Genomic DNA, 16,877 nt, shown 5'->3' on the forward strand with positions numbered 1-16,877 from the left:
ATAACTATCCTGTAGGGCTTATGTAGGCCTATTCTTCTCATTATTTGGCCCTTTTTAAGGCTGCTGTATGGTTGGTGTAGTAGTAGTAAATTCTGCTATTGTGTAACACGTGTATAGATTTGATTCATGAAACAGCAACCAGTAAGACTGTATCATGAACTAACCAAATTCATTAACTTAAAAGTAATTTCTATGAGAAGAAGATTTACGTTCGTATTCTTCATTTACTGTATCCTCGCATTCCCGTTGGCCTTATTGGCACAAGACATTCCCGTTACAGGAAAAGTGACAGAACAAAACGGTAGTCCGTTACCGGGCGTAACCGTTCGGCTAGAGGGCACAACAAAAGCTGCATCTACTGATGCCAATGGTGTTTTCAGTATTCAGGCGCCTGTAGGTGGAAAATTAAACATCAGTTTAATTGGTATGACCACACAAACGGTAACGGTTCCTGCTGATGGCCGTGTTAATGTATCGCTGTCTGCCAATTCAAAAGATTTAACAGAGGTAGTAGTTGTGGGTTACGGTACACAGAAAAAAGCACTCGTAACCGGATCGATCTCCAGTGTAAAAGCGAAAGACCTGGAATCGATGCCCATTAACAGAGTAGAGCAAGCCTTGCAAGGAAGAACATCGGGTTTAACGATTGCCAGTGGCAACGGACAGCCTGGTTCTGCCTCAACAGTTAGGGTAAGAGGTTTTACCTCTTTTGCATCTTCTGGCAATAATGATCCGCTTTGGGTAGTGGATGGTGTAATTGTAGATAATGGCGGTATTGGCTATTTAAACCAATCAGATATTGAATCTATTGAGGTTTTAAAAGATGCAGCCTCGCAAGCCATTTACGGTGCCAGAGCAGCCAACGGTGTAATTATTGTATCTACCAAAAAAGGTAGAGAAGGTAGGTTATCTATTAATTACAATGGATTTTACGGTACTCAAGCACCTGCTAAAAAGTTAAAACTGTTAAATGCTACCGAATATGCTACCATCAGGAATGAAGCTTATGCAAACAGTTACAACGCAGCAACCGACGGCACTTTTACACTTCCATATGCCAATCCATCTGCTTATGGTGAGGGTACTGATTGGCAATCGGTTGTTTTTAATAACGATGCCCGCAGACAAACCCATGAGTTTAGCGTTTCAGGCGGGACCAATAAATCAACCTTTTATACTTCCTTCGGTTACATCGATCAGGAAGGTATTGTATCCACGCCTATCTCTAACTTTAACCGGGCAAACATTCGTCTGAATTCTACATTTAAGCCTGCCAAGTGGATCAGCTTTGGCGAGAATTTGGGTTACAGCCATTCGGTTAATAAGTCTTTAGGTAATACCAATAGCGAGTTTGGTGGTCCTTTAAGTTCCGCTATCCACTTAGATCCAATTACTCCGGTTATTCAAACCGATCCGAGCCTGATTAGCAAATCTCCTTATACCATAGCCAATATTATAAGAGACCCCGCAACTGGATTTCCTTATGGTATATCTGGTCCCGTTGGTCAGGAAATGAGTAATCCTCTAGCCTACAATCAAACCAGACTAGGTAATTATGGTTGGGATCATAACATTGTTGGTAATGCTTTTTTGGAAATTGAGCCTATCGAAAATTTAAAATTCAGGTCATCATTAGGAACTAAAATTGCTTTCTATGGTTCTGAATCTTACACCCCTTTATTTTGGTTAAGTCCTTCCAATACCAACAGCAAGGCGAATTTCTATCGCGAGATGAACATGACTTTAAATTATAACTGGGAAAATACCATTAGCTATTCTAAAAGTTTCGGTAAACACCACGCTTATGCTATTTTGGGTCAGGGGTATTACATGGATAACAATAACCGTGGTTTAAATGTAAGGTTTAATAACATCATTGCTCAGGATTTTTATCAGGCCAACTTAAATTATAAGCCGGCAACTGCCGATATTCAGGGTGATGGTAGCGATGCTACCTTGCATGTGGTTAACTCGTTATTTACCCGTGTAACTTATGATTACGATGAAAAATATCTATTTACGGGTATTATCCGTCGTGATGGTTCTTCACGCTTCGGTACCAACAACCGTTTTGGTTATTTCCCTTCAGCATCGGTGGGCTGGGTGCCTTCAAAAGAGGCTTTCTGGAAAGAGAACAAGGTGGTTAACTTCTTAAAATTGCGTGGTAGTTATGGTATTACCGGAAATGATGCCATCGGCGATTTCAGTTACGTATCATTGGTTAATAGCGGACGTAACTATACTTTTGGTACCACTGATGTAAGCACCATTGGATGGAGTCCGGCTGCCTTATCAAACCCAAACCTGAAATGGGAAGAAACCCATCAAACAGATATCGGTTTAGATGCCACCTTGTTTAATGATTTTAGTTTGAGCGCTTCTTACTTCAAAAAGAAAACCATTGGCGTATTGCAAACCCCATCCATTCCACTTTATTTGGGTGCAGCAGGTGGAGCCGCAGAAAATGTGGGCGATATGCAAAATACGGGTATAGAATTCGAATTGGGTTATCGGAAAAAAATCGGAGAACTTAATTTAGGTATTAATGCCAATATCTCTACCTTGAAAAATAAGGTAACCAAGCTATTGCCTGGAAGAGAATTTATTGAAGATAACGCACAAAGCTTTCAAGGGATGGGCAACTTTACCCGTACCGGACTTGGACGCGCATTTAATGAATTTTATGGGTATGAAGCGCTGGGCATTTTCCAGTCGCAGGCAGAAATTAACGCTTACAGAGGTCCGGGAGGCACCATATTGCAACCAAATGCAAAACCAGGAGATGTTAAATTTGCCAATCTTGATGGAAATGAAACGATAAATGGTAGCGATCGTACCTATTTAGGCAGCCCGCTTCCAAAATATACTTATGGTATTACCATTAACCTGGCTTATAAAAACTTTGATTTTGTTGCCTTCGGAAACGGGGTAGGCGGAAACATGATTTTCCAGGGTTTAAGACGTTTGGATGTAACTTATGGAAACTGGCAACAATCCATTCTGGACAGGTGGACACCAACTAACACCGCAACCGATGTTCCTCGTGTTGCAGACAAAGATCTTAATGGGAATTATACCAAATTCTCTAAAAACTATCTCGAAAAAGGTGATTATTTCCGATTAAAAACCCTTCAGGTAGGTTATAATCTTCCGGAAAATGTGATCAAAAAAATCGGCGCACAAAAAGTTAGGGTGTATCTGATGAGTGAAAACCTGTGGACCATTACAAAATATACAGGTTACGATCCAGAAATCGGCGGAACGGTATTGGGTGTAGATCGTGGCGTTTATCCGCAGGCACGTTCGTTTATGGTAGGTTTAAATGTTGGATTCTAAGAAAAATTAAAAATGAAAAAGAATATTTTAGCTATTGCAGCCCTTTTAACCGCTTCTCAGCTTATCGTTTCTTGTCAAAAACAGCTTGAGGTAAATCCAAGAGAGCGTATATTGGAGACAAATTATTATCAGACGCAACAACAGGCATTTACAGGTTTGGTAGCGGTTTACGATCAATTGGGTAATCAATCGAGCGGTTACCTCACTAAACTTAATTTATTCAGCTCCGCATCAGATGATCACTATGCTGGTGCCGATTCTCCATCAGATTTGGGAGATATGCAGGCCATGAATAATTATACAGTGAACTCTTTATCGGGTGCCCCAAGTTATTTATGGAGTAAAGGCTTTACCGGTGTTTATCGTGCAAATGTGCTATTGAAAAAAATAGAAGGCATTAACATGGATGCTTCAACCAAGGCAAGGTATATTGCTGAAGCTAAAGCATTAAGGGCTATATTTTACTTTGATTTGGTACGTATTTTCAAAAATATACCGCTAATTCTGGCGCCGATAGAGCCTTCTGCTATGTTCGATGTTACGCAAGTTGCGCCGGCAGATATATACAAACAGATCGAACAGGATTTAAAAGAGTCGTTACCGGCTCTTCCGGTAACCATCCCTACAGCAGATGCCGGACGTTTAAACCAAGGTGCAGCACATGCGGTTTTAGGCAAGGTTTATTTATGGCAGGAAAAATGGGCACTGGCGGCGGCAGAATTTGCTGAGGTTAATGGTACAGCACCCGGCGCAAGCACCTATGGCTATAAATTATTGCCAAAATTTGCCGATTTGTGGAACTGGAAAAATAAATTTAATTCAGAGTCGATTTTAGAACTTAGTTACAATACCACCTCTAACATGGGTTGGGGTAACGTTGGCAGCCGTGAAGGTAATGTGATGGGCATCTTGGTAGGGCCTCGTAACTATGTACCGGTGATTGCTGCACAAGCACCGGATTATGTATCGGGCTGGAGTGTAATGCCAATAACCAAAGAATTATTTGATTTAATTCATTACGATCCGCGTAATAAACCTACGGTGGCCAATTTAGATAGTTTGGAGAAAGCTGGTATTGTAACATACAAGCATGCTAATGATAATACCGGATATTTTGTTGAAAAATATGCTGGCAGGGTTTCTACAAAAGCTGCTGTTGGTCAGTTGGAATTAAACTTTGGTCAGAATATGTATGAGATCCGTTTAGCCGATACCTATTTAATGGAAGCCGAAGCTTTGTTGAGAAGCGGTGCTGCAGTTGGTGCAGGTACCCGGGCCTATATTTTCTTTAATGCTGTAAGGGCACGGGTAGGTTTAAATCCTGTGGCGGTTACCATGGATAATATCATGAAAGAAAGACGTCTGGAGCTGGTAGCCGAAGGCCAAAGATGGTTTGATTTGGTGAGATGGGGACTGGCGCCTACTAAACTGGCCTTTAAAGGATTTCAGGCCAATAAAAATGAAACCTTGCCTATCCCGCAAGCGGAGTTAAACAATACCAAAATTGTACAAAGTAAAGAGTGGGGTGGCACTAAATAAATAACTAGCGTCTGTATATCCTTAAAGTTTAATTGTTACAGGGAGAGAGCGAAGTCTTTCTTCCTGTTTTTTATCTGCTTATTTTTCTTATATGCTATTTATCAAGTCCGTTGGACTCTTAATGGGTTGTGCTTTTACTTTTTCGGTTATGGCGCAAAGCCAGCCACAAGTGTGGTTAACCAAAGCCGATCGTACAGCCTTGTTTACCCGTCAGGCAACAGGTTTAAAGTTGTCTACAATTCAAAATAAACAACCTGTAATTGCAATAAACGATAAAAAAATTTTCCAAAGTATAGATGGTTTTGGCTATGCATTAACCGGGGGTAGCGCGCAGCATATTATAAAAATGTCGGCGCCGGCAAGGGCCGCATTGCTTAAAGAACTTTTTGCAACCAATGGCAATCATATTGGTGTAAGTTACATCAGGTTAAGCATTGGTGCATCTGATTTAAACGAAAAAGTATTTTCTTACAACGACCTTCCGGAAGGGCAAACCGATTTGGAACAGGCTAAATTTGATTTAGGACCTGATAAAGCAGATGTTATTCCGGTAATGAAGGAGATCCTGGCCATTAATCCTAAAATTAAAATCATGGGTTCGCCATGGTCTCCTCCCTTATGGATGAAAACGACATATGATGCCAGGGGCGGGATGCTTAAACCAGACTATTATGCAGCTTATGCCAAATATTTTGTGCGTTATGTACAGGAAATGAAAAAGGAGGGAATACCTATCGATGCAATCACGGTGCAAAACGAACCTTTGCATCCTGGTAATAATCCCAGTTTATTTATGGCTGCACCTGATCAGGCGCTATTTGTAAAGAAATTTTTAGGCCCTGCTTTTGCAAAAGCCAACATTAAGACGAAAATTATTGTTTATGACCACAATGCCGATCGGCCAGATTATCCGATCAGTATTTTAGATGATCCGGAAGCCAAAAAATATGTCGACGGATCTGCTTTTCACCTTTACGGTGGAAAGATTGAAGCGTTAACCGATGTACATAACGCCCATCCCGATAAAAATATTTATTTCTCTGAGCAAATGGTGGTAGAAAAGCCTGGTGCTACAACCATTGATATCATCAATCCGGTATCGCGTTTAATTATCGGTGCCACGCGCAACTGGGCCAAAAATGTATTGGAGTGGAACCTTGCCGCAGATCCGGAAAATAAACCTTATACCGATAGGGGAGGTTGTTCCATGTGCCAGGGGGCAGTTACCATTAATGGAGATGACTACAGCCGTAACCTGGCCTACTTCTCTATTGCCCATGCCTCAAAATTTGTAAGGCCGGGCTCCATGCGGGTTTTTTCTAACGAGCCAGATGCTTTGGCCAATGTTGCATTTAAAACACCCGATGGGAAATACGTACTTATTGTGGCCAATACAGGCAAAACAGCTGCAGCATTTAACATCAGCCTGAAAGGCAAAACCTACGCTGCAGCGCTCGATAAAGGTTCAGTAGCTACTTATATCTGGTAAATTCAATCCATTTAATTATGTTTTTAAAAAAATCACTCTTATCTGTTTTTTTGTTCAGTAGCATTTCGTTAGCCGGTTTTGGTCAGGGGTTTTTAAAAGCATCGGGCACAAAAATTATTGACGGTAAAGGCCGGAACGTATTGTTGCGCGGCATTGGCCTGGGTGGCTGGATGTTGCAGGAAGGCTATATGCTCAAAATCAATAATGAATCGCAACAGTACCGCATCCGCGAAAGGATCACCGACCTGATGGGACCTAAGCAAACGCAGGAGTTTTACGATGCCTGGCTGGCCAACCACATGCGTAAAATTGATGTTGATTCGATGAAACGCTGGGGTTTTAATTCTATCCGATTGCCCATGCATTATAATCTTTATACCCTGCCGGTTGATCAGGAACCGGTAACGGGTAAAAATACCTGGCTTGAAAAAGGTTTCGCCTTAACCGATAGCTTGCTCAATTGGTGTAAAGCCAACAAAATGTACCTCATTTTAGATTTACATGCCGCACCTGGCGGCCAGGGGAACGATTTAAACATAGCCGACCGCGATCCGTCGAAGCCCTACCTCTGGGATAGTGAGGCCAACCAGGAGAAAACCATAGCCCTATGGCGTAAGCTGGCCGAACGTTATAAAAATGAACCCTATATTGGCGCTTATGATATTATAAATGAACCCAATTATGGTTTCAGTAATCCAGACGAAGATAAAAACGGTACTAAAGAAAAAGTAAACGCTCCCTTAAGAAAATTGATGGTGGATATCACCAAAGCTATCCGTGAGGTAGATCAGCAGCACCTTATCATTATTGAAGGTAATGGATGGGGCAACAACTACAATGGTATTTTTCCGCTGTGGGACAAAAACATGGCCTTGAGTTTTCATAAATACTGGAATTATAACGATCAGGCTTCGATAGCACACATCATTAAAGCCCGCGATGAGCAGAACGTACCGGTTTGGCTGGGCGAAAGTGGCGAGAACTCTAACGTTTGGTTTACCGATGCCATTCACCTTTTGGAAAAAAATAACATCGGCTGGTCGTGGTGGCCTTTAAAGAAAATCGGAGTCAATAACCCGATGGAAATTAAATCGAACCCCAATTATGAGGAGCTGGTTAAATACCTGAACCAGGGCGGCAATAAACCTAAAGATAGCAATGTGTATAGCGGCCTGATGGAGCTGGCCATTTATTCGAGATTGGAAAACACCATCATCCACCGCGATGTAATTGACGCAATGATCCGCCAGCCTTTTAGTAATGAAACCAAGCCTTTTAAAGCGAATATCATCCAGAACAAAAGCATCATTTACGCGGTTGATTATGATTTGGGAAAAAACGGATTTGCCTATTTCGATCATGATACGGCTGATTACCATACGGTAACCAATAAGCGAACGGCCGGAAACCGTGGCATGATTTACCGTAATGACGGTGTAGATATTGCGAAAGATTCACTTCAGTACGAAAAATATTATGTAAACCATATCGAACAAGGAGAATGGCTGCAATACACGGTTAATGTTGCTCAAAAAGGTAACTATACTTTAAAAATTAATGCAGCAGCCGATCAGGCCAACGGGCGGATTACCATTTTAATTGATGGTAAAACCATTGCCGGCGAAGTAGTGGTTCCCAATACCGGCAGCATGAAAAAATTTGCCACTTTCGAAATTAAAAATGTGCCTTTAAATGCAGGGTGGCAAAAAATCAGGCTGGTGACTGCTAATGGGGGTTATAATTTTAGTTATATTCAGTTCATAAAATAAAGGATAAACACATTTTGAAAGGTATAAATCGGATCCTGATTATTTTAGGTTTGGTTGTAGGAGCAGTCATGATCCTTTCAAGATGCATGAATGTGGCCGATGCATTACCAAAAGATATTAGGGGTGAAGCGTACACCGGTGCGGCCACCTGCATAAAGTGCCATCAGCAGATTAAGCTATCTTTTGCGCATAACGCACATGGTTTAACTTCTAAACCTGTGTACGACCAGGAACTGTTAAAGGTTTTTCCCCCTGATGCTAATGTTTTTAACTTTGATGCGCATCAAAAGGTAGTTATTGAGAAAAGGGCTGGTGGTGTTTTCCAGGTTGCGTATGTAGACGGGAAAGAAGTACGCGCCGAAAAGTTCGACATGATATTCGGTTCGGGCGAAAAAGCTTATACCTATGCTTATTGGAAGGGTAAAAAGCTGTATGAGTTACCACTTTCCTATTTTTCTGAAATCCGTAACTGGGCCATTAGTCCGGGTTTTACCAATCAAACCTTTTATTACGACCGTCCCATCGGCAGCCGTTGTTTAGAATGCCATGCTTCTTACGTAGATAAAAAGATAACCCAAACTTCAGGCATTACCACTGATGAGGAAATGGAGCGTGGTGCTTTGCTTTATGGTATTGATTGTGAACGTTGCCATGGACCGGGCAAGCAACATGCGGTTTTTCATCTCGAAAATCCAGCTGAGAAAACCGCTAAGTTCATCACCATTTATAAAACATTAAGCCGTAAACAAAAGATGGATGCCTGTGGCGTGTGCCACTCCGGAAATGCCTTGGTTGCTCAGAAATCGGTTTTTGGTTTTACTCCAGGTGATAATTTAGATGACTATTACGCACAGGATTTTGTGGGTTTTGGCGGCGGCAATCCGGATGTACATGGTAATCAAAACACTATGTTAATGGGAAGCAATTGTTATCGGAAAAGCAAAGACATGACTTGTCAATCTTGTCACAATACACACGAAAATATTAAAGGTAATTTAAAGATTTACTCGGAACGCTGTATCAGCTGTCACCAAAGTACAAAGCACAGTGAAGTTACTTTGGCAAAGGGATCGCTCAGCACAAATTGTATCGATTGTCATATGCCTAAAGAACCTTCCGAATTAATTACCTTTCAACAGGCGGGTAAGGCTCATTTGAGCCCGTACCTTTTACGTTCACACCGTATTGCTGTTTATCCCTAGATTAATCTATAAAATCCCAAAATTTATTAAGAAATCCTCCATTATCTAATAATAGGAGTTGAATTTCGTACATTTGGTTTCTACCTTAAAATTCAGATAGTAGCCGATATGCCCATAAAATACTTAGCATTATTCTCTTTCCTTTTTCTTGCAACCTCTGTTTTTGCTCAAAAGAAATTTACCCTGAGTGGCACCATCCGTGATGCAGGTACCGGCGAAACCTTAATTGGCGCAACGGTAAGGATTTCCGGTACTTCCAATGCAGCTACTTTAACCAACAATTATGGATACTTTGCTTTAACACAGACCGAAGGAACTTACACTGTCGCGGTAAGTTATACCGGCTATACCTCAATTGTTAAAACCATTAATTTAACAAAAGATACCAAGTTAAATGAGGAATTACGAAGTGCAAACGATCTGGCTGATGTAACTGTTAGTGCCAATAACCGTAAAAATGAAAATGTGAAGAGTGCGCAAATGGGTTTGGAAAGAATTGATATGAAAACGCTTAATTCCATTCCCGTATTGTTAGGCGAAAAGGATATTTTAAAGACGATTCAATTGTTGCCAGGTGTAAAATCAGGTGGCGAAGGAAACACCGGTTTTTATGTTCGTGGTGGTGCCGCCGATCAGAACCTGATCATTTTAGATGAGGCTGTGGTTTACAATTCTTCACACTTGCTGGGCTTTTTCTCTACTTTCAATGCTGATGCGATTAAAGATGTCAGTTTATACAAAGGCGGCATGCCCGCGCAATATGGCGGCCGTTTGTCATCCGTTTTAGATGTTAAAATGGATGATGGAAACAACAAAGAGTTTAAATTTCAGGGCGGTATTGGTTTAATAGCTTCGCGTTTAAAAGCAGAAGGGCCGATTGTAAAAGACCGTGGCTCGTTTATGGTCAGCTTTCGTCGTACTTATATTGATCTGTTTTTAAGGGCTTCGCCAGATTCTTCTGTAAATGGAAGTACCTTAAATTTTTATGATATCAATGCCAAGGCGAATTATAAAATCAACGATAAAAATACCATTTATATTTCGGGTTATTTTGGTAAGGATAATATCGGGGTGAAGGATCTGTTTGAGAATAACTGGGGCAATGTAACCACTACCATCCGCTTAAATCACATTTTTAACGATCGCTTATTTTCAAATACCTCATTGATCTATAATAATTACAATTATACCGTTCGTTTGTTGAATGATGCGACTAATTTTAAGGCCACCTCACTAGTTCGGGATTTTAATTTTAAAGAAGATTTTCAGTATTTCAGCAACAAGCATATCCTGAGGTTTGGACTAAATGCCACCCAGCACCGCATTTCGCCGATAGATATTGACAGTGATGTTGCCTCACAGGTAAATTCCCTTACGCAAGAGCGTCGTTATGGAATAGAATCTGCTGCTTATATTGCTGACGAATGGAATGTAAACGAGCACCTCAACTTTTTATATGGTGTAAGGCTGGCTGCTTTCTCTTTAATGGGGCCTGGTAATTTTAACACCTACAATGCGTCAGGCGAAATTACTTCCACAGAAAATGTAGCCAAAGGCAAATTCTATAAAAACTATTTCAACCTCGAACCCCGTTTTTCAGTGAGTTACCTGCTAAATGAACAAAACTCAATTAAAGCATCATACAACCGCAATACACAGAATGTTCACATTTTAACCAATGCCACTTCCAGTTCGCCCACCGATCAGTATGTGTTGAGCAGCAATAATATCAGACCTGAAATTGCCGATCAGGTGGCGCTGGGTTATTTTAAAAATATTAAAGAGAATACCTACGAACTCTCTGCTGAAATTTACTATAAGTGGCTGCAAAACCAGATCGATTATAAAAATGCTGCCCAGTTGCTGGCCAATTCGAATGTAGAATCGGAACTGATTTATGGCATAGGTCGCGCTTATGGGATGGAGCTTTTTTTTAAAAAGAAATTTGGCAAGCTGAACGGCTGGATCGGATACACCTTATCGCGTACCGAACGTAAATTTACCGAATTGAATAATGGCAATTATTTTCCGGCCAGGCAAGACCGTACACATGATCTTTCATTGGTTGGTATTTACAACATGACCTCAAGATGGACATTTTCATCAAGCTTTATTTACAGTACAGGTAATGCAGTTACCTATCCGGCAGGTAAATATACCGTTGGCGGGCAACCAGCTTATTATTATACCGAACGCAATGCAGGCCGTATGCCTTACAATATGCGCTTAGATGTAAGTGCAACATTAGCGGGAAAGAAAAAAGGGAAATACCAATCGAGCTGGAATTTTGGTATTTACAATGTGCTAGGGCGTAAAAATCCTTATTCCATAGAATTTATTACCGATCCGGAAAATCCGAATAAAACTGCTGCACAGCAAACTTCGCTTTTTGGGCTTATCCCTTCTGTTACCTGGGACTTTAAATTTTAATACCATGAAAAAAATAACGATATATTTTGCCTTATTTGCGCTGTGCCTGGTTTCCTGTAAGAAAATTATTTCCATTGATACGGAAAATGCCGATCCCCAAATTGTTATTGAAGGGATCATTAATAATCAGTTGATCGATCAAGAAATTAAAATCAGCAAAACGATAGGCTATTCTGAGGAAAATATTTTTCCTAAAATTTCTGGTGCTGCGGTTACCGTAACCGATAGCAAGGGAAATACGTTCATATTTAAAGAGGGAACTAAGCCAGGGACTTACATTAACCGAATGAAAGGTGAGCCTGGTGTTACCTATAATTTAAATGCAACTATCGAAGGAAAAAACTACACTGCTAGTTCCAAAATGCCTAATGTGGTTAAATTGGATTCCATCGGCATCATTAATAATGTTTTTTTTGGCCGCGATCGTAAAACAGCAGCAGTCTTTTTGAAAGATCCGGTTAATGAAGTCAATTTCTACCATTTTAACCTCTATGTAAACGATGTACTGTCTAGACGTTATTATGCTTATAACGACAGGTTAACCAACGGTAACGATTTACGGATCCAACTCTTTTTTAAACCCAACAACGATCACGATAGTGATGAACTGAATACAAACGATAAGGTTAGGATTGAAATGGAATGTATTGACAGCAATATTTTCGACTATTGGTATGCATTAAGCCAACAGTCAGACCGCGGCCCCAACCAGGGTACCACACCAGCCAATCCCACATCAAACATTAGCAATAATGCCCTGGGTTACTTCAGTGCAAATACCTATCAGGTACTTACCACTACTGTAAAATAAGCATAATCAAAACTCCTGCTGCGGGTTTGCTGTTAAATGAATATGAAAGTATTTATCAGCGGCAACATTGCTCCGGTTGGTTTAAAGCAACTGGAAGAAAATAATATTACTGTTACCCAATGGCAAGAAGACAGACAGATTACGGCTGAAGAACTGATTAAAGCCTGTAAAGATCAGGATGCATTGATCAGTGTAGGTCCCAATAAACTGGATGCTGCATTTTTAAATGCCTGCAGGCATTTAAAGGTGATTGCGTTACATTCAGTAGGTTTCGATCAGGTTGATTTAGATACCGCTAAAAAATTAAATATCCCAATTGGTAATACACCGGGCGTTTTGAGCGCAGCAACTGCCGATACTGCTTTTTTGTTGATGCTGGCCGTATCGCGAAAAGCCTTTTTCGCACACAAAAAAATCATTCAGGGCGAGTGGAAAAATTATGAGCCCTCGCCGGAATTAGGGATTGAAATAAACGGTAAAACCCTCGGCATTTTTGGGCTGGGTAAAATTGGTTTAGAAATGGCCAAAAAATGCGCTGCTGCCTACCAAATGAAAGTGATTTACCACAACCACTCACGGAACGAAGAGGCTGAGAAGGAAATTAATGCCAAGTATGTATCCTTTGAAGAACTGTTGAAACAAAGTGAAGTGCTGTCGGTGCATACGGCCTTAACTCCCGAAACCAAAAATAAATTTACTTTAGATGTGTTTAAGCAGATGAAACCCAATTCGATTTTCATCAATACGGCCAGGGGCGGTATTCATAACGAAAAGGATTTAATTAGAGCTTTAGAAGAGAAAATGATCTGGGGGGCCGGTTTGGATGTAACCAACCCTGAGCCCATGGATCAAAACAATCCTTTGCTAGCCATGGAAAATGTTGCCGTTTTACCACATATTGGCTCCGCTACCGAAGAAACAAGGGCTGCCATGGCTAAAATTATTGCAGAGAATATTGTTGCGGGATTAAAAGGAGAAAAGTTACCGTTTGAGGTGAAGTAGAATGACGTAAGATGTAAGATGTAAGATGTGAGATGGAGGATGGGTAAGGATCCAATTCCATCATCCACCTTACATTTTCCATATAGGCTATTAAAAATTTATGAGTGGTGAGATGGATGAGGGAAAGAATTCAATTCCATGATCCATCCATCTTACATTTTCCATCAATCCGCTATTTTACTGTGTATTTAAATATCGATCTCCCTAAATTACCATTGGCATCTATACCTTCAATAATTACTTTGTACTGTCCCTTACCATCAGCATTGTAGTATTCAAAAGAAGCATTACCTGTTGTATCAGTAACCACTTTAGGATTCCAGTAAATGGTAGTTCTTAAATCGCTGCGGTTCATGCTCGCCGGAACATCATATTTTGGGGAGTAAAACTGTTTTTCTTTGTTATAACCCTGTGGCGAAAACGTAAGCTCGTAGTATTTAGGAAGCATATCCATCAACTGCGCTTTCGAAATCCTGGTGCCTTTAGGCGCTTTTTTCTGGTTAAATACAATCACACCATTTACATTGTTGGCGCGGTTTACCAGGCCTAAATCATCTCTTAAAAATACTTCAACCGACTCGAGCAGGTTAACATCTATGGTATTAATCTGGTTTACATCCACATTCATACCGTTTATGAATATACCCATCGGGATTTTTTTGCCTTGATTGTAATCGCGGGTTACGTAAAAGTTATTGTCGGCAAAGGTAACTCCTGCCAGCATACCCTGTAAACAGTTAATTAATAAACCACAGCCTTTAAACCGATCGCCGCTCACTTCATGGTCGGCCATTTGGCTAAGTCCGCTCAATGCCGGGTAATCTTTATGGCTCACTTTTGGAACAACGGTGCCTTTAATGTTAACATCTTTCAAGGTATGTAAATAAGCATATTGTTTTTTACTGTTATCTAAATAACTGCTTAAAGTGCTATCAATGTTTAAAACCTCTTCGGCTGCACTAAAGTTTCTGGTTAGTGTAGGTACAGGTGCACCATTTAAGCTCAAGGTCATGTTTTTATAGTTTGGATTATACTTGGCAGTAATGGTTACTTTCGATGAATCGTTAAATACGAGATTGGAGAATTTAAAGTTTCCTACCGGATCTGTAGTGCCTTCCTGGTTAAAACGTTTATCAGGGATGCTTAAGAGCAAGGCCCCTTTTCTAACCGGAATACCATTGTTCTGACGTAAAATACCCGAAATTTCAATACCCTGTTCTGGTAAAAAATTAATTTTTGGCAATTTATTGGCAATGATGTCGGTATATTTAAAACTGCGATAACCCTGGGTAAGGAGTAATACATCTAAATCGGCATTTTTCCTGGCATCTGGTGCATTAAAATAATAGTTGGCTTTTTCAATATAACCTTTAACATCGCTGCTTAACAACAGGCCTGTTAATATCGTACTGGTGGCATCCTCGCTCGAAGGAACTTTGGTTTCATCTACCACAGCGACAGAAAAACTGCCTTCTACAGGAGCACCATCTTTTTTCGCTGCCACATTGATCTTCACCTTTTTCTTGATTCCATAAGTAGTTGCCGCACTGGTTAGTGTTACTGTCATGGTGTTTTTGTGCTGTACAAAAACCAATCGTTCACTTAATGGTTTGCCAAATTCGTTAAACAGGGTAAACTGTGCAATTCCATTTGGAAATTTAGATTTGAGCACAGTGGTATTATATTCTGTGTTTGATAATGCTGTTTGTGCACCATAACAGATCACGCCCTTGCTCTGTGCTATTAAATAAAGTTTTTTACCTTGATTCTGTTCAAAAAAGGCATCATTAGCTAATATTTTTATGGCTATCTGATCTGCATTACTATTATCTATCGTTACAACAGCGCCATTAGCCGCAACATTAGGTAAGTTATAAGTCTGAGTGTTGCCATCTGCATAAGTAACGGCAGCCTTGTAAGTTTTTCCAGCTTCTGCCAATAAGTTAAAACTGCCCATTCCTAAATGCTGAGCATTAAAGGTGGCAACGGTTTTACCATCATTATCGGTTACTGTACCTTTTGAGTTAATACCCAAACCATCACTTTTAATGGCTTTAAAAGCTACTTTATTGTTCAGGCCAGCAATTAAACTTCCGCCCTCGGGGAAAAATTGAAAATCTTTGCTTACGATTGCATTTTTCAGCTGGAAGCTGCTGCTTGCCAAATCTTTATCAGTGGTGTTAATGCTTGTAATCAGTTCGCCTTTTTGTAATTGATATTCGGCCTTTTGTGCGTTACTCATCGCAATCGTTAAATAACCGTTGGTATCGGTTGTACCCCTGCCTTTGGCAATTACCGTAAAACTGGTCACTACCTGCCAGCTCACATTTTTATTGGCATAGGGTTTATTGCTGGCATCTTTAAATTGTATCCGCGCATCAATTTTCTCTAACTTATCTGTAGAGGTATTTTTGTAAGTAATGTGGGTTTTTAGCTCCTTATCAATGGCTTCGCCAACATAAAAAGTTTTGTTAAAATAAGCCGGGTCATCACTGTTGAGCATCCATAAAGTGTAAGCCCTGATGTGGTAATTGCCTTGTTTATAGTTGATCTGATCTAAAGGAAAGCTGCCATAGGCAAATCCACCGGTAGTGGGTAACTTCAAAGTTTGGATCAGCGAATCTTTCTGATTGATCACATCCACATAAATGATCTTACTGATGCCCGATAAAAAATTCTGGTTTTCGGTAACATAAGCTTTGAACCAAACCGTATCGGCTACTGCGTAATAGGGTTTATCAAAATGAAGGTAAATCTTTTCAGCAGGGTAATCACTTAATACCTTATTTGTTTTGGTAATGATGCTGTTGATGCTGATGGTATCGGTTTGAGCCGAAGAAGAAAAACTTAGTGATGATAAAAGTGACAGTATGATAAACGATAATCTAAAAATCTTCATGGATTGGATATTAAAGCTCGTAAATATATCCAATTATAAATAGCTGTCCTAAATTGTACGCAGGTTTAACATTTTTTTACAAAAGTTTATAATTTCCTGTCATAGTTTTTGCGAGACTAGGTAGGTGCAATCTGAAGCAATTTATTTATGTAATGATCGTCAAAAATGCTCACGCTCGTTTCTTAACGGGCGTGGAATATTTTAACGCTTTTAACGCGGCCTATATGCGATATAATGGCTACGCTATTAAAGCACGCGTTAGAAACGCGCGCACAATGTCGTTAAGTTAAGCTATATCCCTCTGTACATCAAAGGTTTTCTCTTTTCTTTATAGACCTTAATTCTTTTGAAGCTTCTATTGGATCTAACTATATCCGTGCAATTCTTTAATAACTTTAGG

General features: G+C 40.2%; 9 protein-coding genes. 8 read left to right on the top strand and 1 reads right to left on the bottom strand.

Going from position 1 to position 16,877, the window contains the following annotated elements; all coding sequences use genetic code 11:
* Positions 1–192: 192 nt before the first annotated feature.
* From QZ738_RS06295 to QZ738_RS06330, 8 genes are all read left to right on the top strand, one after another.
* Positions 193–3,336, top strand: coding sequence for a TonB-dependent receptor (locus QZ738_RS06295; protein ID WP_293785752.1), 3,144 nt, complete (start codon positions 193–195; stop codon positions 3,334–3,336).
* Between the two features lie 12 nt (positions 3,337–3,348).
* Positions 3,349–4,875 carry a RagB/SusD family nutrient uptake outer membrane protein gene (locus QZ738_RS06300; RefSeq protein WP_293785754.1) on the top strand — a complete coding sequence of 509 codons (1,527 nt, stop codon included), beginning with the start codon at positions 3,349–3,351 and terminating at the stop codon, positions 4,873–4,875.
* A 91-nt stretch (positions 4,876–4,966) separates the two neighbouring features.
* Positions 4,967–6,364: a glycoside hydrolase family 30 beta sandwich domain-containing protein gene (locus QZ738_RS06305; protein ID WP_293785756.1), complete on the top strand. Its 1,398-nt coding sequence runs from the start codon at positions 4,967–4,969 to the stop codon at positions 6,362–6,364.
* A 17-nt stretch (positions 6,365–6,381) separates the two neighbouring features.
* Complete coding sequence (locus tag QZ738_RS06310) at positions 6,382–8,133, top strand: cellulase family glycosylhydrolase (RefSeq protein ID WP_293785758.1); 1,752 nt, start codon at positions 6,382–6,384, stop codon at positions 8,131–8,133.
* A 14-nt stretch (positions 8,134–8,147) separates the two neighbouring features.
* Positions 8,148–9,335, top strand: coding sequence for a hypothetical protein (locus QZ738_RS06315; RefSeq protein WP_293785760.1), 1,188 nt, complete (start codon positions 8,148–8,150; stop codon positions 9,333–9,335).
* A 108-nt stretch (positions 9,336–9,443) separates the two neighbouring features.
* Complete coding sequence (locus QZ738_RS06320; RefSeq protein WP_293785762.1) at positions 9,444–11,765, top strand: TonB-dependent receptor; 2,322 nt, start codon at positions 9,444–9,446, stop codon at positions 11,763–11,765.
* Between the two features lie 4 nt (positions 11,766–11,769).
* Positions 11,770–12,576 (top strand): DUF4249 domain-containing protein, encoded by an 807-nt coding sequence (locus QZ738_RS06325; protein ID WP_293785764.1) that lies wholly within the window; start codon positions 11,770–11,772, stop codon positions 12,574–12,576.
* A gap of 42 nt (positions 12,577–12,618) precedes the next feature.
* A complete protein-coding gene (locus tag QZ738_RS06330; RefSeq protein WP_293785766.1) occupies positions 12,619–13,578 on the top strand; it encodes a D-glycerate dehydrogenase in 960 nt (319 codons plus the stop codon).
* 172 nt (positions 13,579–13,750) lie between these two features.
* On the opposite strand, the gene QZ738_RS06335 is transcribed toward QZ738_RS06330, so the two are convergent.
* The gene (locus QZ738_RS06335) at positions 13,751–16,477 is read right to left on the bottom strand and encodes a carboxypeptidase regulatory-like domain-containing protein (RefSeq protein WP_293785768.1); all 2,727 of its coding nucleotides are present in this window, start codon (positions 16,475–16,477) and stop codon (positions 13,751–13,753) included.
* Positions 16,478–16,877 lie beyond the last annotated feature (400 nt).

Origin of the sequence: uncultured Pedobacter sp. (assembly GCF_913776295.1) — a bacterium.
GTDB lineage: Bacteria > Bacteroidota > Bacteroidia > Sphingobacteriales > Sphingobacteriaceae > Pedobacter.